Origin of the sequence: Neorhizobium sp. T25_13, from assembly GCF_002968675.1 — a bacterium.
In the GTDB taxonomy this organism is placed as follows: domain Bacteria; phylum Pseudomonadota; class Alphaproteobacteria; order Rhizobiales; family Rhizobiaceae; genus Neorhizobium; species Neorhizobium tomejilense.
The window spans coordinates 257,376-279,885 of the sequence record NZ_PVBI01000006.1; the positions used below are offsets into that span (position 1 = coordinate 257,376).

The 22,510-nt window shown below is 62.7% G+C and carries 18 protein-coding genes; 3 read left to right on the plus strand and 15 right to left on the minus strand.

Features of this window, described 5'->3' with window-relative positions; translation table 11 throughout:
- Positions 1-92: 92 nt before the first annotated feature.
- Entirely contained in the window at positions 93-932 is an 840-nt protein-coding gene (locus tag C5J22_RS16340) for a 2OG-Fe(II) oxygenase (protein WP_105439066.1), read from the plus strand.
- Between the two features lie 24 nt (positions 933-956).
- Here C5J22_RS16340 and dxs read toward each other — a convergent pair whose 3' ends face one another.
- The 9 genes from dxs to C5J22_RS16385 all read right to left on the minus strand — a co-directional run bounded on the left by dxs (position 957) and on the right by C5J22_RS16385 (position 9,581).
- A complete protein-coding gene (dxs, locus tag C5J22_RS16345) occupies positions 957-2,876 on the minus strand; it encodes a 1-deoxy-D-xylulose-5-phosphate synthase (RefSeq protein ID WP_105439067.1) in 1,920 nt (639 codons plus the stop codon).
- Between the two features lie 101 nt (positions 2,877-2,977).
- Positions 2,978-3,901 (minus strand): pirin family protein, encoded by a 924-nt coding sequence (locus C5J22_RS16350; protein ID WP_105439068.1) that lies wholly within the window; start codon positions 3,899-3,901, stop codon positions 2,978-2,980.
- Positions 3,902-3,915: 14 nt separating this feature from the next.
- The gene (locus C5J22_RS16355) at positions 3,916-4,251 is read right to left on the minus strand and encodes a DUF86 domain-containing protein (RefSeq protein ID WP_105439069.1); all 336 of its coding nucleotides are present in this window, start codon (positions 4,249-4,251) and stop codon (positions 3,916-3,918) included.
- A 16-nt stretch (positions 4,252-4,267) separates the two neighbouring features.
- Entirely contained in the window at positions 4,268-4,579 is a 312-nt protein-coding gene (locus C5J22_RS16360) for a nucleotidyltransferase family protein (RefSeq protein ID WP_105439070.1), read from the minus strand.
- A gap of 40 nt (positions 4,580-4,619) precedes the next feature.
- Positions 4,620-4,979 carry a DUF1850 domain-containing protein gene (locus tag C5J22_RS16365; RefSeq protein ID WP_105439071.1) on the minus strand — a complete coding sequence of 120 codons (360 nt, stop codon included), beginning with the start codon at positions 4,977-4,979 and terminating at the stop codon, positions 4,620-4,622.
- A gap of 10 nt (positions 4,980-4,989) precedes the next feature.
- Positions 4,990-7,098, minus strand: coding sequence for a TRAP transporter permease (locus tag C5J22_RS16370; protein WP_105439072.1), 2,109 nt, complete (start codon positions 7,096-7,098; stop codon positions 4,990-4,992).
- Positions 7,099-7,293: 195 nt separating this feature from the next.
- Positions 7,294-8,229, minus strand: coding sequence for a TAXI family TRAP transporter solute-binding subunit (locus tag C5J22_RS16375; protein WP_245440429.1), 936 nt, complete (start codon positions 8,227-8,229; stop codon positions 7,294-7,296).
- Positions 8,230-8,390: 161 nt separating this feature from the next.
- Complete coding sequence (locus C5J22_RS16380) at positions 8,391-8,645, minus strand: exodeoxyribonuclease VII small subunit (protein ID WP_105439074.1); 255 nt, start codon at positions 8,643-8,645, stop codon at positions 8,391-8,393.
- A 3-nt stretch (positions 8,646-8,648) separates the two neighbouring features.
- Entirely contained in the window at positions 8,649-9,581 is a 933-nt protein-coding gene (locus C5J22_RS16385; RefSeq protein ID WP_105439075.1) for a histone deacetylase family protein, read from the minus strand.
- Between the two features lie 147 nt (positions 9,582-9,728).
- Between C5J22_RS16385 and C5J22_RS31235 the strand changes: the two genes are divergently transcribed.
- The gene (locus C5J22_RS31235) at positions 9,729-10,127 is read left to right on the plus strand and encodes a thioesterase family protein (protein ID WP_172724245.1); all 399 of its coding nucleotides are present in this window, start codon (positions 9,729-9,731) and stop codon (positions 10,125-10,127) included.
- A gap of 15 nt (positions 10,128-10,142) precedes the next feature.
- On the opposite strand, the gene C5J22_RS16395 is transcribed toward C5J22_RS31235, so the two are convergent.
- Genes C5J22_RS16395 through C5J22_RS16405 form a run of 3 tightly spaced genes read right to left on the minus strand, consistent with a single transcriptional unit; the run spans position 10,143 to position 12,016 of the window.
- Positions 10,143-10,706 (minus strand): biotin transporter BioY, encoded by a 564-nt coding sequence (locus tag C5J22_RS16395; RefSeq protein WP_105429403.1) that lies wholly within the window; start codon positions 10,704-10,706, stop codon positions 10,143-10,145.
- Between the two features lie 30 nt (positions 10,707-10,736).
- A complete protein-coding gene (locus tag C5J22_RS16400) occupies positions 10,737-11,342 on the minus strand; it encodes an energy-coupling factor transporter transmembrane protein EcfT (protein WP_105418733.1) in 606 nt (201 codons plus the stop codon).
- Positions 11,339-12,016: an energy-coupling factor ABC transporter ATP-binding protein gene (locus C5J22_RS16405; protein ID WP_105439077.1), complete on the minus strand. Its 678-nt coding sequence runs from the start codon at positions 12,014-12,016 to the stop codon at positions 11,339-11,341. The genes C5J22_RS16400 and C5J22_RS16405 overlap by 4 nt, the downstream gene beginning before the upstream one ends.
- Before the next feature lie 108 nt (positions 12,017-12,124).
- Here C5J22_RS16405 and C5J22_RS16410 point away from each other — a divergent pair, with 108 nt between their 5' ends.
- Positions 12,125-13,318, plus strand: coding sequence for a winged helix-turn-helix domain-containing protein (locus C5J22_RS16410; RefSeq protein ID WP_105439078.1), 1,194 nt, complete (start codon positions 12,125-12,127; stop codon positions 13,316-13,318).
- Between the two features lie 251 nt (positions 13,319-13,569).
- On the opposite strand, the gene glgB is transcribed toward C5J22_RS16410, so the two are convergent.
- From glgB to C5J22_RS16430, 3 genes are read right to left on the minus strand one after another with little or no spacing between them, the layout of a single operon-like run.
- Positions 13,570-15,777: a 1,4-alpha-glucan branching protein GlgB gene (gene glgB / locus C5J22_RS16420; protein ID WP_105439079.1), complete on the minus strand. Its 2,208-nt coding sequence runs from the start codon at positions 15,775-15,777 to the stop codon at positions 13,570-13,572.
- Positions 15,774-19,079 carry a maltose alpha-D-glucosyltransferase gene (gene treS / locus C5J22_RS16425; protein WP_371412628.1) on the minus strand — a complete coding sequence of 1,102 codons (3,306 nt, stop codon included), beginning with the start codon at positions 19,077-19,079 and terminating at the stop codon, positions 15,774-15,776. The genes glgB and treS overlap by 4 nt, the downstream gene beginning before the upstream one ends.
- A 20-nt stretch (positions 19,080-19,099) precedes the next feature.
- Positions 19,100-22,354: a maltotransferase domain-containing protein gene (locus tag C5J22_RS16430; RefSeq protein WP_105439080.1), complete on the minus strand. Its 3,255-nt coding sequence runs from the start codon at positions 22,352-22,354 to the stop codon at positions 19,100-19,102.
- Positions 22,355-22,510 lie beyond the last annotated feature (156 nt).

Here is a 22,510-nt window from a genome sequence, read left to right on the forward strand (position 1 = left end):
ACAACTAACGCTTTTGAAGTATGGGCTTTTGGCATGCTTGCGCCATCCCAAAAACATGACACTCTGACCGAAGCATAATTTGGGGGAGTGTAATGGCGCAGTTAGTATATCCCATTGATCCGGATACTCTTCTGGCAGATGTTGATGCTGCTCGCTCGATGGCCAGGAATTATGCTGAGGCTTACCAATCGGCATCGCCCTATCCGCATATCTGCATCGACAATTTCCTGCCCGAGCAGGTTCTGGAAAACGTCCTGGCCGACCTCAGGAACCGCCCGGAAAAGGAGACGACTTTTGCGAGGGCGCAGGAGAACAAGAAGGTCTCCTATGTGCCGGAGCGGCTTCCGGCCTACACCAAGAACCTGTTCTATGCGCTGAATTCGCGGCCCTTCATCCTGTTCCTGGAGGAGATGACCGGCATCGAGGGATTGATCCCGGACCCGTTCTTTTTCGGCGCCGGCGTCCATGAGACCGCCAACGGCGGGCATCTCGATATCCACGCGGATTTCAATCTTCATTCCAAGATGAAGGTCGAGCGCCGTCTCAACACGCTGATCTATCTCAACAAGGGCTGGCGGGAGGAATGGGGTGGTTCGTTCGAAATCTGGGACAAGGAGATGAAGGGCAAGGTGCACAGTTTCACCCCGCTGTTCAACCGCATGGTTACCTTCTCGACCACGTCGGACTCCTTCCACGGCAACCCCAGCGTCGTGAACCATCCGGAAGACAAGACGAGGGACTCGATCGCCCTCTATTATTACACGGCGACCTGGGACGAATCCCGCAAGTCGCATTCGACGCTCTTCAAGCCGCGGCCGAATTCGGCGGATAAGAAGGACTATGCCGAAATCCGCCGTGACGTGCTGCGGGAGTTCACCCCGCCGATGCTCTATCGCAAGATCATCGGGCCCTTGAGCCGCCTCGGTTTCTAGCCCGGGACAACCCGGCGGTCAGGCTCAGCCGGCAAAGCCGACGCCGATCTGCGGCTGGCCGAGCGTCCTGAAGACGGTCGAAACGATGCCGGCGCGGTCGAGGCCGGCTTTGGCATACATCGCATCCGGGCTCGCCTGCTGCATCCAGATGTCCGGCAGCACCAGCGAGCGGATTTTCAGGCCGTTGTCGAGCAGGCCCTCGGTCGCGAGGAACTGCAGCACGTGGCTGCCGAAGCCGCCGACCGCACCTTCCTCGATGGTGATCAGCACTTCGTGATGGCGGGCGAGCTGGCGGATCAGATCCTGGTCCAGCGGCTTGGCGAAACGCGCATCCGCAACCGTCGTCGAAAGCCCGGCAGCATCGAGATCCTCGGCTGCAAGCACACATTCCTTGAGGCGCGTGCCGAAGGAGAGCAAGGCGACCTTGGCACCCTGCTTCACCACCCGGCCCTTGCCGATTTGCAGAATCTGACCGCGTTCCGGCAGTTCGATGCCGACGCCTTCGCCGCGCGGATACCGGAAGGAGATCGGGCCGTCGTCATAGGCAGCAGCCGTGCGCACCATGTGCTTCAGCTCTGCCTCGTCGGCGGCAGCCATCACCACCATGCCCGGCAGGGTGGCGAGGAAGGTCGTATCGAACGATCCCGCATGGGTCGGCCCGTCGGCCCCGACAAGGCCCGCGCGGTCGATCGGGAAGCGGACCGGCAGTCCCTGGATCGCCACGTCGTGGACGACCTGGTCGTAACCCCGCTGCAGGAAGGTCGAATAAAGCGCGCAGAACGGCTTGTAGCCCTCCGCCGCAAGCCCCGCTGCAAACGTCACCGCATGCTGCTCGGCAATGCCGACGTCAAAGGTGCGGGCTGGGAAGACGTCCGCCAGCTTGTCGATGCCCGTGCCGTTCGGCATTGCGGCGGTGACGCCGACGATCTTCTCGTCGAACCCTGCTTCCTGAACCAGCGCCTCACCGAACACGCTGGTGTAGCTCGGTGCGTTCGGTTTCGATTTCGCCTGCGCGCCGGTGATGACGTCGAACTTGTTGACGCCGTGGTATTTGTCCGCGGCGGCTTCCGCCGGCGCATAACCCTTACCCTTCTGCGTCACCACATGGATCAGCACCGGACCGCGGGCGTTGTCGCGCACATTGCGCAGTACCGGCAGGAGATGGTCGAAGGAATGACCGTCGATCGGACCGATATGGTAGAAACCCATCTCCTCGAACATGGTGCCGCCGGTGACGTACCCGCGCGCATGTTCGACGGCACGGGTGATTGCCCGGTCGACATTCTTGCCGAGGTAGGCGGTCAGTTTCTTGCCGAGATCGCGAAAGCCCATATAGGTGCGGCCGGAGGCGAGACGCGCCAGATAGGCGCTCATCGCGCCGGTCGGCGGGGCGATCGACATGTCGTTGTCGTTCAAGATGACGATCAGCCGCGCATCCAGCGCGCCGGCATTGTTGAGCGCCTCATAAGCCATGCCGGCCGACATCGCGCCGTCGCCGATGACCGCGATGACATTGCGCTTCGAGCCGGAAAGGTCGGCTGCGACCGCCATGCCGAGGCCGGCCGAAATCGAGGTGGAGGAATGGGCAGCGCCGAACGGATCGTATTCGCTCTCGGCCCGGCGGGTGAAGCCGGAAAGCCCGTCCTCCTGGCGCAGCGTGCGAATGCGGTCACGCCGGCCGGTCAGGATCTTGTGCGGATAACACTGGTGGCCGACGTCGAAGATCAGCCGGTCGTCCGGCGTGTTGAATACCTTGTGGATGGCGATCGTCAGTTCCACGACGCCGAGGCCGGCGCCGAGATGGCCGCCGGTCCGCGACACGGCATCGATCATCTCGTCGCGCAATTCGCGGGCAAGCTGCGTCAGGTCGCGGTCTTCGATCTCGCGAAGATCGGCAGGAAGCATGACCTTGTCGAGCAATGGCGTGGCGGGAGTTGATGTCACGAATAGTGGCCTTTTCTGCTCTTTTCCGGAAGCGCGTTCCTCCCCAAGATGAGAAGAAAGCAGGCTTTTTCAAGTTGCATGACCCGCGGTTCTAACCGATTTCAGGCTACGGGCAAGGGGACAAACTCCTCCTCGTCCCCGGGTACGATGTCGAAACGGCCGGTACGCCACTCATCTTTCGCCTTTTCGATGCGCTCCTTGGAGGAGGAAACGAAGTTCCACCAGATGTAGCGCCTGGAGTTCAGCGCGGCGCCGCCGAACAGCATCAGGTGACAGCCAGTCGTGCCGGCTTCGAGCGTGATATTGTCGCCCGGCCGGAAGACCAGAAGCTGGTCGGCTGCGAACCGGTCACCCGAAACGACGAGTTCGCCGGAAAGAATGTAGATCGCCCGTTCCTCATGCGCCGCTGCAAACGGGAAACGCTTGCCAGCCTCGAGGCGGAGATCGACATAGAGCGTGTCGGTGAAGGTCGAGACCGGCGATCCGAGGCCTTCGAAAGCGCCGATGACCACCCGGCCGCTCGCGCCGTCCGCGTCGATGACCGGCATTTTTTCCTTGTCCGTGTGCGAGAAGGTCGGATCGATCTCCTCCTTGTCGTCCGGCAGTGCCAGCCACGTCTGCAACCCGGAGACCGACATCGGATGGCCGCGCAGGTTTTCAGGCGTGCGTTCCGAATGCACGATGCCGCGGCCGGCGGTCATCAGGTTGATGTCGCCCGGCCGGATGACAAGCTCGGTGCCGAGGCTGTCGCGATGCTTGATCTCGCCGTCGAACAGGTAGGTGACGGTGGAAAGCCCGATATGCGGATGCGGCTTGACGTCCAGCGCCTCGTCGGCCCGCAGCAGCGCCGGTCCCATCCGGTCGAAGAAGATGAAAGGTCCCACCAGTCTTCTCTGCCGGCTCGGCAAGGCGCGCCGCACGGAAAACCCGCCGATATCGCTGGTGCGCGGAATGATCAGGTTCTCGATCGCATCACAGGCAAAGGCGTTACCCGCGACCGGGTCGTTTCCGGGGAAGAAGGACATGAGGGGGTAGCTTCCTAAAGCGTTTCCTGGTCTTCGGGATATCGGGCGAGAAAGGCTTCTAGATCGGCGAGCAACGGTGGCAGACGATGCGTGATCGCCGCCCAAATCACCGCATCGAGTACGTCGGGATAGTCATGCCGCAGGATATTGCCGAGGTTTCGTATGCCGCGCCAATCATGCTGCGGAAACAGCTCTTCAGCAAGCGGGCCAAGTTTAACGGCTGCCTCCGAAAGTCGCGCGAGGCATCGCTCAGACGCATCCTTTGTCAGCCGGTTCTTGGAATAAATCGTGAAATCCATGCCAAGGGTGTATTCAAGAACGGCTTGCCCATTTTCGATAATATCACGCATGCGGATAAGAGGGCGCTTAGTAGGCAATGGCGCGATCCCGTTCCACATTCCGCCGGAGCCGTTCCTTTTGCAGCGGTTCTGCAATGATATCCACACTGCTGGCACCAGTAATGCTTGAGATCAATACGCGTAGATCTTCAAGGGTGCTAAAGTAGCCGAAACCCGACTGGATCACGGGTTCAGCAAATTTGACGAGAACATCAAGATCGGATTCTACGGTCGCTTCGCCTCTGGCGACAGAGCCAAAGATCGACACATGCTCCGCACCCGCGGCGCGCAACTCGTCTTCGTGCTCTCTCAGCTTGGCGATGACCAGATCCTTGTCCATATGGACAATATAGTGGAGCCCTCGGATTTGGTCGAGAGCGTTAGCGACACCCGCTCAAAGCGACCTCATCCCCAGCCGTCGCCCCAAGCTCCATACATCCACCCGCATGACACAGCCTCCACCCACTCGGCGTCATGCCCGAAGCTGCCAGCGAAATACGTTCCTGCGGCGGCAGCGTCGGGTGCCAAACCCACCAGCCGTCCTTCAGCACCGCGTCCGCTCCGGGCTCCATGCCCGCGCCGGAACCTTTGACCTCGGCTTGCCGAAGCTCCAGCCCGGCCGGCGTCACGGCCCACGTCTCGCGCCATTCCGTCTTCTGCACCGAATGGGTCCAGGAGAGCGTGAATATCGAGAGAGCGAGCGCCGTCACCTTGCCGCCCGCCAGGATGCAGAGGCTCATTGCCCGGCGCTCATGTCAGTGCCGGTGCGGTAGGCGCATTGCGGTTGCGCCACCAGTGTTGGGCGACAAAGACGACGCCTAGGGTCCAGCCAAGTTCGTCGGTCCAGGGAAGCGCAACAACCAGGCTTGCACCGGCGACGACGGCCAGTAGCCGCTCCCACGGTGCCATGCGGGCGAACAGGAAGCCGACGACCGCGGTGCCCCAGAGCGCGATGCCGAAGCATGCCTTGAGGAAGACATAGGCGACTTCGACCGGGTAACCCCATGCCGCAGCAATCGCACCCGGGTCCTGCAGCATCAGAGCCGGCGTGTAGACGGCCATGAACGGCACGACGAAGCCGGCGGTCGCGAGCTTGGTCGCCTCCACGCCGATCTTGAGCCCCGAGGTCTTGGCCATCGGTGCCGCCGCGAAGGCTGCGAGTGCTACCGGCGGGGTCAGATCCGCCATGATGCCGAAATAGAAGACGAACATGTGGCTGACGATCAGCGGCACGCCGAGTTCGAGCAGTGCCGGCCCGGCAAGCGACGAGGTGATGATGTAGTTCGGGATCGTCGGGATCCCCATTCCGAGGATCAGGCAGGTGATCATCGTCAGGACCAGCGACAGGAACAGGTTGTGCTCACCGACCCGGATGATTGCGCCAACAAAGGTCGAGGCGATCCCGGTCAGTGTCAGCGTGCCGATGACGATGCCGACGATGGCACAGGCGATACCGACCGGCAGCGCGTTCTTGGCACCCTCCGCCATCGCGTCACGGCAGATCGCCAGCGTCTCGCGCCCGCCCTTGACGAAGATGCAGCCAGCGATCAGGGCGAGGATGACGATCGCCAGGAAGTTCACCCCGTAACGCAGGAATGAGGCGGCGGCGATGCCGAGCACGACCCAGAAGACGAGGCGGAAGGCAAGCGGGCCGATGCTTGCGGCAAGCGGCATGCCGAGGATCAGCACGATGACCAGCGCCAGCCCCATCGTGCCGGCGAAGATCGGCGTGTAGCCGGCAAACAGCAGGTAGACGAGGGCGGCGAGCGGCAGGATCAGCGGCCAGTGCTCCCTGACGGCCGCCCAGGGGTTCGGCAGGTCGGCCTTGTTCATGCCCTTGAGGCCGGCCTTGCCTGCCTCAAGGAACACCATCCAGAAGCAGACGCCGAAATAGAGCACGGCGGGGATGATTGCCGCCTTGACGATCTCCGCATAGGAGACGTTGAGCGTCTCGGCCATGATGAAGGCGACGGCGCCCATCACCGGCGGCATGATCTGCCCGCCCATCGACGAGGTCGCCTCGACGCCGCCCGCGAAGGCGGAGCGGAAACCGAAGCGCTTCATCAGCGGAATGGTGAACTGGCCGGAGGCGACGACATTGGCGACGCCCGAGCCGGAAATCGTGCCCATCAACGCCGACGACATGACGCAGACCTGCGCCGGCCCGCCGCGCCAGGTGCCGACGAGGCCGAGCGCGAAATCGTTGAACAGCGCCAGCATGCCGGCGCGTTCCAGAAATGCGGCAAAGACCACGAAGATGAAGATATAGGCCGCCGAGACGTAGATCGGCGTGCCGTAGATGCCTTCGGTGCCGTAGGCGAAATTCTCGATGATCTGCTCGAAATCATAACCGCGATGGATGAACGGTCCGGGAGCGTATTGCCCGAAAAAGCAGTAGGCGAGGAATATGGCGGCGATGATCGTCAGCGGCAGCCCCATCAGCCGCCGCGCCGCTTCGAAGACGAGCACGATGAGCACGGCTCCGATGACGAGGTCCGGTGTCGTCAGGAAGCCGCTGCGCTGGATGAGGTCTGTGTAGAACACCCAATTGTAGATGCCGGTGAGAAAGCCGACGATGCCGAGCGCCCAGAACCAGATCTTGCCGGCTTTCGTCTTGGCGACGAGATTGCCGATCAGCACGAAACCGAGCAGCAGCAGGAAGCCCACATGCATGGCGCGGACGATCTGGCTCGCAAGCGTGCCGTAGGCGGCTGTCCAGAGCTGGAAAAGGGTAAAGGCGAAGGCGATCCAGAAGGCAATTCGCCCGGTGATCCCTTCGCCGAAGCCGGCCGGCAGGCCCTCGATCGGCTCTTCGGCCGAATGTGAGGCGATCGAGTTTTGCGTTGGGGTTTCTGACATTGGTTCTCTCGGCAAGCTCTCTGGTCTGTCGGGAAACCCCCTCTGGCCTGCCGGCCATCTCCCCCACAAGGGGGGAGAAGACCTGCGGCTCTCTCCCGACCAAGTGGGCGTCGGCGGTGCGGCAGGTTAAGCCCCTCCCCCGTGTGGGGAGGGGTTGGGGAGGGGACTTGCAATAGGCACGGTCTGCCTATCGCTTTACTTCATCAAGCCGGCTTCCTTGTAATACCGCTCCGCGCCCGGATGCAGCGGTACCGGCATGCCTTCGAGCGCCTTTTTCGGGTCGATCGCCTTTGCGGCGGCGTGGGCTGCGGAAAGTTTCGGCAGGTTGGAGAAAAGCAGCTTGGTCATCTGGTAGACGGTCTCGTCGGATACGCCCGAATGGGTGATCAGGAAGTTGCCGACGGCGGCGGTCTCGACATCGGCGGTCTGGCCCTCATAGGTGCCGGCCGGGATTTTCACCGAGACATAAGGCGCGCCGATCTTGGCGACTTCGGCAGCAGGGATCGCCACCACGTTGATCTTCAGCGATGTCGCAAGATCGCGGATCGAGGCGACGCCGAGACCTGCCGACTGAAGCGTCGCATCGAGCTGGCGGTTCTTGATCAGTTCGACGGATTCGGCGAACGGCAGGTATTCGGTCTTGCCGAGGTCCTTGTAGGACATGCCGGCGGCCGTGAAGATGGCGCGGGCATTGAGTTCCGTGCCGGAAGCCGGCGCCCCGACCGAGAGGCTCTTGCCCTTGAGATCGGCAAGCGTCTTCACGCCGGATTCGGCGCTGGCGACCACCTGGATATAGTTCGGATAGATGGCGGCGATGCCGCGCAGCTTATCGAGCTTGGCGGGAAAGCCCGCTTCCTTGTTGCCCTTCCAGGCTTCCTGGACGGAATCGCCGAGCGAAAAGGCGATCTCGCCGCGCCCTGCCTGCAGCAGGTTGAGGTTCTCAACGGAAGCCTTGGTCGCCTGCACCTGGGTGCGCGCGTCCTTGATCCCCTGTCCGTAGATTTCCGCAAGCGCCACGCCGAGCGGATAATACACGCCCGAGGTGCCGCCGGTCAGTACGTTGATGAATTCCGCAGCCTTCGCGCCGGCGGCGGAAAATGCCGTCGAGACGGCAAGCGTCGCCACGAACATGAGATTGATTTTACTGGGCTTCACGCCGAAATTCATGATGGTCTCCTCCCAAAGTACCCACTTAGATGGTGGCTATCATGGGGAGGCGGTCCCGGTGCGTCAATCGGTTTGTGACGCAATGCTTGCGAAGGTCGTAAGACTTTGGTTTTAGGCTGCGGCGGTCACTCGCCGTCGAGCGGTTCGACGCCCTGCGGCTTGCCGGCGCGATCGAGGCGGATCTTTTCGATGCGGTTTTCAGCGGCCGTCAGCAGCTTTTCGCAATGTTTCTTCAGCGTTTCGCCGCGCTCGTAGATGGCGATCGATTCGTCGAGCGCCACGTCCCCGCGTTCCAGCCGCGCCACGATGCTTTCGAGTTCGGCAACGGCCTTCTCGAAGGAATAGCCGCTCACATCGAGGCTCTCGGTGTTATCGGTCATCGTCTATCCCTTCATCAGTCTGCAGATATGCATGCCCGCCGATTCGGCGAGCCCTTCCAGATCATATCCGCCCTCGAGCAGGCTGACGATACGGTTGCCGGCATATTTGCCGGCGATCTCCATCAGCCGGCCGGTCGCCCAGTCGAAATCGTCGCCGACGAGATTGATCTGCGCCAGTGGATCGCGATGATGCGCGTCAAATCCCGCCGAGATGATGATGAAATCCGGCCGGAAATTGTCGAGCGCCGGCAGCACGCGCGATTTGAAGGCCTCGCGAAAATATTCGCTACCGGTATCGGGCGAAAGCGGGGCGTTGACGACGTTGTTCTTGGTGCCGGTCTCGTCCTTGGCGCCGGTGCCGGGATAAAGCGGCATCTGGTGCGTCGAGCAGAACAGCACCGACGGGTCGTCCCAGAAGATGTCCTGCGTGCCGTTGCCGTGATGCACGTCCCAGTCGACGATCGCGACGCGCTCGATGCCGTATTTTCGTTGGGCATGGCGGGCGGCGATCGCGGCGTTGTTGAACAGGCAAAAACCCATCGCCTTGTCTTTTTCCGCGTGATGGCCGGGGGGCCTTGCCGCGACGAAGGCGTTGTCGACCTTGCCGGTCGCCACGTCGTCGACGGCCGCCATTGCGCCGCCGATCCCGGTCAGTGCGGCCTGAAAGCTCTTCGGCCCTACATAGGTGTCCGCCTCGATCTGGCGGATCGTATCCTCCTCGGGGATTTCCCGCATGACGGTGCGAAGGTGTTCCTCAGGATGCGCGAGCAGGACCGCGTCCTCGTTCGCCTGGGGAGCTTGCCTGCGGTCGAGCCTGGCGAAATTCGGATGCTCCAGCGCGATCGCCAGCGAGCGCAGCCGGTCCGCCCGTTCGGGATGTCCTTCGGGCGTGCTGTGTTCGAGGAAGATCTTGTGTTCGTAAAGGCGCGTGGTCATGCGGCGGCCTCGTCAGGGGTCAGTCCGGTCTGGACCTTTCCGACATGGCGCAGAAAGCTGACTTTTTCAAGCCGCAACCCCTTGCTCTTGCGCTTGTTTAGCTTGAAAGAATGGTCTTACATAGTGGGGTGCAACCCAGAGGGTATCGTGGCCAAAGAGTCAGTCAAGTCTCAGGAATTCCGGGTTCCTTTCCGCGATGTCGACATGCACGGGGAGATGTTCCGATCGTCCTACGTCGTGCGGGCGGAAGAAGCCGTCACGGAATTCTGGCACCGCCGCAAGCCGCAGAAGGACGATCCGTTCTTCAGGATCGGCAAGATCACCTGCACGTTTCATTCGGCCTTGAAGCTGGGCGACGTCGTCCACACGCATATCGGCGTCAGCAAGATCGGCGGAAAGTCGGCAGGTTTCCTCGTGCATATGCTGCGGGGCAACGAGGCCGTCGCGGAAGCCGAGATCGTCTGGATGGCCTGCGATCCCGAAAGCAAGGAACCGGTGCCGCTCCCCGAAGACTTGCGCGACTGGCTCTATCAGTTCCTGGATTGATGGGGACGCGGCCGATCAGGCTCGTTGCGGCAGTAGCGGATAACCGACCATCACGGCGCGGCCTGCAAGTGCTGCGATCATCGCTTTCAGCACATCGCCCGGAACGAAGGACAGGTCACCGATGAAGGCGGTCAGAAGCCCGGTGCCCGTGACATAGGCGAGATAGAAGATGCCGAGCGCATGGTCCACAACCACGCCGCCGAGCAGCGCTGCGAGGAAAAAGCCGGTGATCTGTACGATGCCGCTCTGCGAACGATCGACGAAGCGCTCGGAGCAATAACCGGTGATGACGGCCGCGAAGAACCAGCCGACGAGATAACCGGCGGTCGGAGAGGCGAAGGTGGCAAGGCCGCCGCGTCCGCCCGATAGAACCGGCAGGCCGATCGCGACCAGCAGCAGGACCAGAAGCACCGCGAAACCGCCGCGCCTGGCACCGAGGATGACGCCCGCCAGCATGACGCCCAGCGACTGCGCGGTGATCGGCACGGGAATGAAACCGAGCATGATCGGCGGCACGAGACCGAGCGCCACGATAATGGCGGCGAAAAGGGCGGCCAGAACGAGATCACGGGTGGTCATGCTATGCGAATCCCTGGTTGTCATATGGGGTCATTTCTGCGCCCGGATGCCACGTGCGTCAATGGCGGCGGCGATCTCGTCGGCGTTTTTGAGGGTCAGGATGATCAGTGGCACCGCCAGCGTCAGCGGCCGGACCTTCAATCCGCGGGCGCGGTGCGCGTCGCGGATTGCCTGGTACCGGCCGAGAATTTCCGGCACGAAACGGATGACGAGACCGATCGAAAGCCCGATATCCGCCGCCCTGACGAGCCCCAGCCGCTCCAGCGGCATGGCAAGGCGGGTGATCTCGTCGATGAAATCGCCGGTGCTGGTGGTCGCCGTCACCGCCGCGGCGAAGAGGGTAAGGGCCGTCAGCCGCGTGACGACGACCAGTGCATCGTCTCGGCCGTTGAGGACAAGCGTGAAGATCGCGACGATGGCGATGGTCAGCAGGATCGGCCGCAGCCGCAGCCAGGATTGGCGCCATCCGAGCCGGAGCGACGAGTAGACGATGCCGCCGAGAATGGCCGCGACGACAAGAACAGCCGGGGAATGGATGACGAAAAGCAGGAGGCTGAGTGCCGCAAGGCCGAGAAGCTTCGCCCGCGGCGAAAGCCGGTGCAGAAACGTATCGCCTTCCACGTAAAGCGTCTTCATGCCGCAAGCTCGCGGTAGCGGGCGATGACCTCGGCCGGCGCGCCGTCATTGGCGAGGTGGCCCTCATGGAAGAGCAGAACCCGGTCGAAATCGGCGATCAGGCCGAGGTCATGGCTGATGACGACGACATTTTCGTCGAGCCCCTGGATCGTTCTCTCCACGAGATCGCGATTCCTGAGATCCAGCTGGTTGGTCGGTTCGTCCATGATCAGGATATCCGGTCGGGTCACCAGAACCGAGGCGAGTGCTGCCAGCTGCAGTTCTCCGCCCGAAAGTTCATGCACACGCCGGTCGGCCAGAGGGGCGATGCCGAAACGGGCAAGTACCGCCTCGACCGCCGCCTCCGTATCCGCCTTCGAGAGTTTTCTCGATTTCAGCCCCAGCGCGATGTCTTCCTTGAGGATCGGCAGGATGATCTGGTTCTGCGGGTTCTGGAAGATGAAGCCGGCCTGGCCGCGGACCTTGTCGCCGTCCTTGACCGTATCGAACCCGTTGACGGTCACCTGGCCTGCGGCAGGCAGCACCAGCCCGTTGATCATCCGCGCGAATGTCGTCTTGCCGGAGCCGTTCAGGCCGATCACGCCGATCCGCCGCTCGCTCAAGCGAAGCGTCAGCGGATGCACGACGGTGCGCCCCTCGAAACGAGCTTCTGCCTGTTCGAAACGGATATCCAAGCCTGTCCCTCGATGTTCAGCGGTCTATAGACCGGAAGATGGGGAAGGGGAATGCGGAACCGAACGTGAACATTGAATCCGGCGCGGCGGTATCCTAGTCTAGATGCCATGGCGATTCTCATTCCGAACGATCAGGCCCGCAAGATCTTCCTCGAACGGCAGCGGCTCTGCGAACCGCCCGGCCGCGCGTTGACCAAAGCCGGCCTGCTGCAGCTCATCGACGATCTCGGGTTCGTCCAGGTGGACAGTATCGCCACCGTCGAGCGCGCCCACCACATGATCCTGTTTTCGCGCAACCAGACCTATCGCCGCGAGCACCTGACCGCGCTTCTGGAAAAGGACGGCGAGCTGTTCGAGCACTGGACGCATGACGCCTCGATTATCCCGGCGAGCTTCTTCCGCTACTGGAAACACCGTTTTCGCCGCCGCGAGCCGATCCTCGCCGAACGCTGGAGGAAATGGCATGGCGAAGGGTTCGACGCCGCCTTCGAGGAGACCTTCCAGCACATCGCCGAAAACGGCGCGATCATGTCCCGCGACATGAAGGCTGATGATCACAAGTCCGGTGGCTGGTGGAACTGGCATCCGAACAAGACGGCGCTCGAATATTACTGGCACATCGGCAAGCTGGCGATCGCCGGCCGGGTCAACTTCCAGAAGATCTATGACCTGATGGAACGGGTGATCCCGCGGCAACATCACGAGCCGGAAGTGAGCCACGAGGAATTCATCGACTGGGCCTGCCGCGGCGCCATGACCCGCCTCGGTTTTGCGACCTCCGGAGAACTTGCCGCCTTTTTCGATCTGGTCACGCCGGACGAGGCAAAGGAATGGGTGAAGGCCCATCGCGACGAACTGACCGAGGTGCTGATCGAGACCGCCGACGGCAGCAAGCCCCGCCCGTCCTTCGCCTTCCTCGGCTTTCCCGAAAACCTTGGGGACATCCCCGAACCACCGGCCCGCGTGCGCGTGCTCAGCCCCTTCGATCCGCTCCTGCGCAACCGCGACCGGGCCGAGCGGCTGTTCAACTTCTTCTACCGCATTGAGGTTTTCGTGCCGGAGCCGAAGCGCCAATATGGCTACTACGTCTTCCCGCTGCTCGAAGGCGACCGCATGATCGGCCGCATCGACATGAAGGCGGACCGCAAGTCCGGCACCCTGGATGTGAAGCGGTTATGGCTGGAAAAGGGCGTGCGGGCTTCGGCGGGCAGGTTGGAGAAGCTGGACGCGGAACTGCTCCGCGTCGGACGGTTTGCAGGTGTGGATAAGATTACCTATCAGGCCGGCTGGCGGGAGGTATAAAAACAGAGCAGGTGAAGCACTGTTTGCCGTGGCACCCCCCTCTGCCCTGCCGGGCATCTCCCCCTCAAGGGGGGAGATCGGATGGAGTTGCCCTCTCGGCTCGATCATGATCGTGGAGATGAAACTAAATATCTTTCATTGCCGCTGAAACTTCGCCCTTCAATGGGAGGCGATGAGCCCGGCTCTTGTCGGTCTCCCCCCTTGAGGGGGAGATGCCCGGCAGGGCAGAGGGGGGTACCTCACGTCAGGTTCTACCCCCGCCACCGCAGAAACACCGTCGCAAGCGGCGGCAGCACCGCGGAGATCGAAAATTCCTTACCATGCGCCGCCTGTCGCTCCGTCCAAGCCTCCGTCTGTCCGAGATTGGACCCGCCGTAAAGCGCCGCGTCGGTATTCAGCACCACCTCCCAGCGTCCCTCCGCCGGGACTCCGATGCGATAACCGTGCCGCGGCATCGGCGTCAGGTTCGAGACGACAAGCACGTGCGATGATCGATCCTGGCTGCTTCTCAGCATGCCGTAGACGGAATTCGCCGCGTCGTCGGCCACGGCCCACTCGAATCCCTCGTGATGCAGGTCGCCGAACTGCAGCGCCGGCTCCCGGGCATAGAGGGTGTTCAGGTCGCGGACGAGCCGCTGGACGCCCGCGTGGTCCGGGCTGTCGAGCAGGTCCCAGACGACCGAGCCGTCGTGGTTCCATTCGCTCTCCTGAGCCAGTTCGCCGCCCATGAACAACAGCTTCTTGCCGGGATGGCCCCACATGAAGCCGTAATAGGCGCGAAGGTTTGCAAGTTTCTGCCAACGGTCGCCGGGCATCTTGGCCATCAGCGAGCCCTTGCCGTGCACCACTTCGTCATGGGAGAGCGGCAGGATGAAGCGCTCGGAATAGGCATAGATCATCCCGAAGCTCATGGCTCCATGGTGGTATTTCCGGTAGACCGGATCGTCCTGCATGTAATGCAGCGTGTCGTGCATCCAGCCCATGTTCCATTTGAAATCGAAGCCGAGGCCGCCTTCGTCGATCTTCCTGGTGACGCCCGGCCAGGCCGTCGACTCCTCCGCCGCCGTGAAGGCATGCGGGCAGCGGTTGTGGACGATGCTGTTCAGGTGCTTGAAGAACTCGACCGCCTCAAGGTTTTCGCGCCCGCCGTATTTGTTCGGAATCCATTCGCCTTCGTTGCGGCTGTAGTCCCGGTAGAGCATCGAGGCGACAGCATCGACGCGCAAAGCGTCGACATGGTAATGCTCCAGCCATTCGAGTGCCGAGGCGATCAAGAACCCTTTCACCTCGTTGCGGCCGAGATTGTAGATCAGCGTGTTCCAGTCCCCGTGGAACCCTTCGCGCGGATCGGCATGCTCGTAGAGCGGCGTCCCGTCGAACTTGGCAAGCCCCCAGACGTCGGTCGGGAAATGCGCCGGCACCCAGTCGAGGATGACGCCGATACCCGCCTGATGGCAGCGATCGATGAAATAGGCGAAGTCTTCCGGCGTGCCGTGGCGTCCGGTCGGCGCGAACAGCCCTAGCGGCTGGTAACCCCAGGAGCCGCCGAACGGATGCTCCATGATCGGCAGCATCTCGATATGGGTGAAGCCGAGGTTCTGCACATAGGGGATCAGCCGCTGGCTGAGTTCGACCCAGTCGAGCATCCGGTTGCCTTCCTCGGCGATCCGGAGCCACGAGCCGAGATGCACCTCGTAGATCGACATCGCCCCTTCGCGGGCACGGTCGGCGCGCTGCCTGCGCATCCAGTCCTCGTCGTTCCAGCGGAAGGGTTTTGACGAGGCGACGATCGACGCCGTCGACGGCGCTGCCTCGCTGGAGCGGGCGACCGGATCGGCCTTCTGCGCCAGCAAGTTGCCGTTGCCGTCGAGGATTTCGAACTTGTAGCGCTCCCCGTGGGTCAGGCGTGGGATGAACAGCTCCCAAGCGCCCGCCTGCGGACGCAGCCGCATCGGATAACGTCGCCCATCCCAGGAATTGAAGTCGCCGACGACCGAGACGCGCCGGGCATTCGGCGCCCAGACGGCAAAGCGCACGCCCTCGACCCCTTCGACCTCCATCGGGATGGCGCCGAGCGTGCGGCCAAGATCGTAATGGGTGCCCTGGCCGATCAGATGCAGGTCGAGATCGCCGAGCAGCAGCGGGAAGGAGTAGGGGTCTTCCATCTCCTGTATGGCGTCCGGCCAGCGGATCCGGAAGAAATATGGCGCAGTGCTGCCGGTCACCCCGGCAAACAGCCCGCCCTCATGGATGATTTCGAGTTCGGCCAGCACCTTGCCGGTATCGGCCTCCACCACTTCGACCGACAGCGCACCCGGCAGCAGCGCCCGGACCACGGTAAGGTTGCCGTATTGATGGCGTCCGAGGATCGAGAATGGGTCCCCGTGCCGCCCTTCGACCAGGGCCTGCAGACCCCCCTGGACGGTGCCGATCATCAAATCGGTGCGCTCGTATCTCATGAAACGTTCTCCAGAAGTCGGGATGCGATCGCCGAGAAGCCGGCAAGCGGGAGAGGTAGCCAATGCGGACGGCTGCGCACTTCGTAGGCGATCTCGTAGGCAGCCTTTTCGAGCAGGAAGAGATCGAGAATGCGCCCGCGAGCCTCCGGCGCAATGCGCAACTCCTGCGAGTTCCCGGTGGCTTCGAAATAGGCTTCGAGGAAGGCCGGCTCCGCCATCTCCATGAAACGCCCGACCAGTGCCTTGTGGCGCGCGTCTTCCACCTCGCTGACCATTTCCCGGTCGAGATCGGCAGAGGCTGCGAGATAGCTGAGCGAGCGCAGAAGACCGGCGACGTCGCGCAAGGGATTGGTCTTGGCGCGGCGTTCGGAAAGGTCGCGGGTCGGTTCGCCCTCGAAATCGATGATATAGGCATCGCCTTCCGAGACCAGGATCTGGCCGAGATGGAAGTCGCCGTGATTGCGGGTCATCAGCGTGCCTTCCACCTCGCTTGCGAGATGGATGGCGAGGCCGAGGAGGTCGTCACGGCGGCCTAGTAGTGTTTTTGCCTCGCGGGCGATGTCCGATTCGATCCCTTCGACCGTCTTTTCGAGGATCGATAGGCTGTGGGATATCTGACCCGTGACAGCCTCGCGCCATTTTTCGGCATCCGCCGCAGTTGCCCGGATCGGTTGGAAGTCCGGGTCCTCGGTCGCCTGGGCGAGGGCGACATGCAGCTCCCCGAGCCGTTTGCCGATGGCCGCCACGAAATTCACGAGCGGCTTGAAGTGCTCGTCCACCACCTCGCCCTCAAGGCCGGTCACCACGATTTCGTCGATGGCGCGGCGCAGGTTGCTGAGCATCCAGTTCCAGGCGTCGCCCTGGTTGCGGATCGCGCTCTGCACGATGATCAGCGTGTAGCGGTTGCCGTCCGGCGCCGTGCGGGCGACCTCGCCGAGCAGTTGTGCGGTGTTCTGGTAGCCAACATTGGTCAGGTACCTCGTCATTTCGACTTCGGGATGCATGCCGGGGAAGACGTGGCGGATGAGCTTCACCATCGCCATGTCGCCAAGAATAAGCGAACTGTTGGATTGCTCGGCGGACAGCCAGTGGACGGCCATCTCGTCGTTGATGGTCAGGCAGTCGAGCTTGTCGGTGCCGATGAATTCCAGCGTGCCGGCGCGACCGGAGATCACCGACCGCTCGCAGAGGCCGCGGATCACCCCGCGCGCCAGTCCTTCCATCGCGAACCCGTCCGTCAGGAAGCCGACGCGGCGGCCCTGCCGGATGCGGGCGAGCGCCAGCTGCTGGGCGAGCGCCGTCGGCTGGGCGTCGTCCCAGGAGACGGCGAGCGGCAGCAGGTATGTATCCTTGCGGCCGTCCACCTCGGCTTCGAGTTCGCCAAGCAGGATGTTGTTGGCAAACGCGATCGGGGTTGCCGCGACCAGCGAAGCACCGCTCAGGACTTCGCCTTTCGCGCCGAACCAGCGCCGCTTGTCGAGATAGGCGGGCAGGACCTCGTTCGACAGCGTCGCCGACAGCCTCGGCTGATCGACCAGTTCCTGCAGGTCGCGGCGAGTGACCATGGTCACCATGTCCTGCATCTGCTCCGGCGGTTCCTTGCGCCAGACAGGGCCGTCGGCTTCCGCCACCAGATGGAACCAGAAGAAACCGTAGGGCTGCAGGGTGAGCAGGTAGGTCAGCTGCCCGATCGGCGGGAAGGGCGACATGCCGGAAAGCTCGATCGGCACGCGCCCGGCGAACTGGGCCAGGTCGAGTTCGACCGCCTGCGGCAGGCGCGAGAGATTGGCGACGCAGAGGATCGTGTCGCCGTTATATTCACGCAGATAGGCAAGAATCTTGCGGTTGCCCGGCGCCAGGAATCTGAGCGCGCCGCGCCCGAATGCGGAATGTTTGTTGCGCAAGGCCAGCATCCGCCGCGTCCAGTTGAGCAGCGAATGGGCGTCGGCCCCCTGCGCCTCGACATTGAGCGCTTCATATCCGTAGAGCGGATCCATTATCGGCGGCAGCACCAGCCGGGCCGGGTCGGCCTTGGAAAACCCACCATTTCGGTCCGGCGACCACTGCATCGGGGTGCGCACCCCGTCGCGGTCGCCGAGATAGATGTTGTCGCCCATGCCGATCTCGTCGCCGTAATAGAGAACCGGCGTTCCGGGCATGGAGAGAAGCAGCGCGTTCATCAGCTCGATGCGGCGGCGGTCGCGCTCCATCAGCGGCGCAAGGCGACGGCGGATGCCGAGGTTGATGCGCGCGCGGCGGTCGGCGGCATAGATGTTCCAGAGGTAGTCGCGCTCCTCGTCGGTCACCATTTCGAGCGTCAGCTCGTCGTGATTGCGAAGAAAGATCGCCCATTGGCAGTTTTCCGGGATTTCCGGCGTCTGCCGCATGATGTCGGTGATCGGGAAGCGGTCTTCCTTGGCGATCGCCATGTACATGCGCGGCATCAGCGGGAAGTGGAATGCCATGTTGCATTCGTCGCCGTCGCCGAAATATTCGCTCGTATCCTCAGGCCACTGATTGGCCTCGGCGAGCAGCATCTTGCCCGGGTGCGTGGAATCGAGCGACGCGCGGATCTTCTTCAGAATCTCGTGCGTCTCGGGCAGGTTTTCGTTGTTCGTGCCCTCGCGCTCGACGAGATAGGGGATCGCATCGAGCCGGAACCCGTCGATGCCGGTATCCGCCCAGAAGCGCATCACGCCGAGCAGTTCCTCCAGCACCTGCGGATTGTCGAAGTTGAGGTCCGGCTGGTGGGAATAGAAGCGGTGCCAGTAATAGGCACCGGCGACCGGATCCCAGGTCCAGTTGGATTTTTCCGTGTCGAGGAAGATGATTCGGGTTTCCGGGAATTTCTGGTCGGTATCCGACCAGACGTAGAAGTCCCGTTCCGGAGAGCCGGCCGGCGCATGGCGCGCACGCTGGAACCAGGGATGCTGGTCGGACGTGTGGTTGATGACGAGCTCGATAATGACCCGGATGCCGCGCTGGTGTGCCGCTTCGACGAAAGCCTTGAACTCGTCGACCGTGCCGTAATCCGGGCTGACGCTGCCATAGTCGGCAATGTCGTAGCCGTCGTCGCGGCGCGGCGAGGGAAAGAAGGGCAGCAGCCAGATCGCATTGGCGCCGAGCGAGGCGATATGGTCGAGCTTTTCGTGAAGGCCCTGAAAGTCGCCGATCCCGTCGCCATTGGCATCGAAGAACGATTTGATGTGGAGCTGATAGATGATGGCGTCCTTATACCATAGCGGATCGCCCTCATTCATCTGTGCCTGGTTCTGCCCCTGGCCCCGGTTCGCGCTCGTCATATCCATTTTTGCTTTCCTCCCTATCGCACGCGCCAGATCCCGAAAGGCAGGCCCCAATGGGGGTCGAGACGCAGCCTCTGCACCTTCCCGGCCCAGGTGAATTTGTGGCCGGTGATCAGGTCTTCGACGTCAAGTGCGCCATGGTCCGGGAGGTTCCATGACCAGAGCGGAATTTCGACATCCGCCTCGTGGGCGTTGTACGGATCGAGGTTGATTGCGATCAGCAGCACGTTCTCGCGACCGGCACTCGCCTTCTCGAAGAACATGATGTTGTCGTTCCAGGCGGTGAGAAGCTGCAGGCCGAGATGCGAATGCAGCGCCGGGTTCTCCCGGCGCAGCCGGTTGAGAAACGTGATCTCGCCCTTGATATTGCCCGGGCGGTCGTAGTCCCAGGCGCGGATCTCGTATTTTTCCGAATCCGCATATTCCTTGCGCTTGGCGTCCGGCCGACCCTCGCAGAGTTCGAAGCCGTTATAGACGCCCCAGAGGCCGGACAGCGTCGCGGCAAGTGCGGCGCGGATCAGATAGGCGGGACGCGGCGCGTTCTGCAGGAAGTCCGGGTTGATGTCGTGGGTGTTGACGAAGAAATGCGGCCGGAAGAACTCCTTCGGCTCCTCGGTGGTGATCTCGCGCATATACTGCTCGAGCTCCCACTTGGCATTGCGCCAGGTGAAATAGGTATAGGACTGCGAGAAGCCGACCTTAGCGAGCCGGTACATCACCTTCGGTTTGGTGAAGGCCTCCGACAGGAAGACGACCTCCGGATGCCGCGCGCGGATATCAGCGATCAGCCACTCCCAGAACGGGAAGGGTTTGGTGTGCGGATTGTCGACGCGGAACAGCTTTACGCCGTTGTCGACCCATTTCTGCACGACGTCGCGGAGTTCGACCCAGAGCGAGGGGATCGCGTCATGGGCGTAGAAATCGACGTTGACGATGTCCTCGTATTTCTTCGGCGGGTTTTCTGCATAACGGATCGTCCCGTCCGGCCGCCAGTCGAACCAGCCTGGATGTGATTTCAGCCACGGATGGTCGGGCGAAGCCTGGATCGCGAGGTCGATCGCGATTTCAAGGCCCTCGTCCTTGGCGGCATCCACCAGCCGGCGAAAATCCTCGAACGTGCCGAGCTCGGGATGGATCGCGTCATGACCACCTTCCTCCGAGCCGATCGCATAGGGGCTGCCCGGATCCTCCGGTGCGGGGCTCAGCGAATTGTTCTTGCCCTTGCGGTTGGTCTTACCGATCGGGTGGATGGGCGGGAAATAGAGAACGTCGAAACCCATGTCGCGGATGGCGGGCAGTCGCCTGATGACGTCGTCGAAGGTGCCGTGCCGGTTCGGATCGCCACTCTGCGAGCGGGGAAAGATCTGGTACCAACTGGCGAAACCGGCAGCGATACGTTCCGCATCGACCGGGATCGCCTGCGAGCGGACCTTGAACGGCCGGCGGTCGGCCTCCGCCATCAGATCCGCGGTCTCGGGCGCCAGAAGGATTTCCGTGCGCTGCGGGTCCTGCACCTCGGTCAGCTTGTCGAACAGGCTTTTAAGGCGGGTCTTGATCCTGCCCGACGAATTGTCCAGCGCATCGAGAACGAGGTTGATGCCCTCCTGGATCTCGAGCCGCAGATCAAGCCGGGCCTCGTGTTTCTTGACGAATTCATAACGGAAGATCGCAAACGGATTGCGCCAGGCTTCGATGAGGAACTCATGGCGGCCCATCCGCTTCAGCGTGAATTCCGCGTTCCAGCGATCGTTCAGCACGAGCTGCATGCGCTCCTCGGTCCATTCCGTCTCGTCGGCCGCACGCCACAACAGCGCCGCCGCCAACGGATCATGGCCATCGCCGAAAATGTCCGCCTCGACCTTCACCGTCTCGCCGACCACCCGTTTGACCACGAAACGGCCGTCATCGACGGAGGGCGTGATCTTCTCGATCGCCAGCCGGGGCGAAGCGGTCGCCTTGTCGACCGAGGGCACCGGCGCGGCATCGACGATCGGCACCGACGACCGGCCTTCGAATATCCTGATCTCGCCGGGTTTCAGCTTGAGCTGTGCGGCAAAGGCTTCGCCATCCGCCTCCGGCGCTTCGAGCGGCAGGAACGGCGAGGCCGCCTCGCGGAGCGCGTTGAAGGGAGCAGCCACGGCACGGCGCAAATCGCGGTTGAGGACCACGACCCGCACCTTCTGCGCCGAGCGCACGTCTTCCCGGTCGGTCTGCATCAGCGCCACGGCGGGCGTCTGGCTGGTGGAGATGAGACGGAGCGGCTGGCGGGCGAAGCCGGCAGCGGTCTTGTTGGTACCGGCATTGACGCTGCGTATATCGATCGAGAGATCGAACGAGCCCTGTTCGCGCAGGCCCCTGAGCCCCATTCCATCGCCATGCAGCGGGTCGAGCGGCGTGGAGGCACCGAATTCGAAACCCATCGGGATCATCAGCCCGCTTGCGAACGTCGAGGCGAGCTTCAGCGACCGGACCGCTTTCCTTTGCAGCACTTCGCAACTGTCGGTGCCATGGGCGATGCGCTTGCCGAAAGGCGCTTCCGGAAACGTGACCTGATAACCGAGCTGGCGCTGGATCTGGTATTCGTCGAGGATCCAGCGCTCCTCCAGGTTCCACCAGGCAAGCGACGAGAAGCTGCCGTCGAAACCGGCGCCCTCGAGCGCCCTCCGATCCTCGAAAGAGGTGCCGGGCGTCCATGCCAGGAAGGTGGTTTCCGGCGTGGTCTTGCGGGTCGAGACGATCAGGTCGTACCAGGCTTCCGGCGCCAGGCGGCCGATGCCGAGGCAGCGGAAACCGGAAATCCCGAGGCCGGCAAGCCGCGCCATGCGGTTGCGCCAGTCCTCGATATGGCGGGCTTCGCTCATGAAATCGATGCCACGGCTGCAGCTGTCGCGCGGCGCGACACGCGGATCGGCAAGGATCGGCCCGGCATGTTCCGCATCCACCGCAACCCGGTCGACCACGAGGTCGAGCATCAGCTTGATCTTGCTTTCGCCCGCCGCCTGGATCAGCGCCTTGATCCCGTCCTCGACGGAGGAGCCGAGCTGAAGCTCCGGGTCGAGCCGATCGAAATTCTTCGTCACGAAGACGCTGGCATTGCGGCCCCGTTCGAAAAGCGGCGCGGTCAGCACCGTATCGAAACCGAGATCTCTGGCATGCGCGAAAACCTCGCGCCAGGCATCGAGCCCCCTCAGCATCAGGGGATGAACGTAGTAGATCTGTGGTGGGAGTTGCGCGAGGGATGTCCCGGCGATGAATTGGGGGTGCGTGTTCATCGGATTTTCCTCGCCGCAGATTAGAGCCGTCGAATTTGCGGTCTAACTGTCGGGCGGCGGCGCTTGTTCCGATAAAAGTCCTGAGGCCAGCCGGTTTTCACGCTCTCCGGACATGCATCTTGACGGAAGTCATTGAAGCAGATGATCAATCCGCAG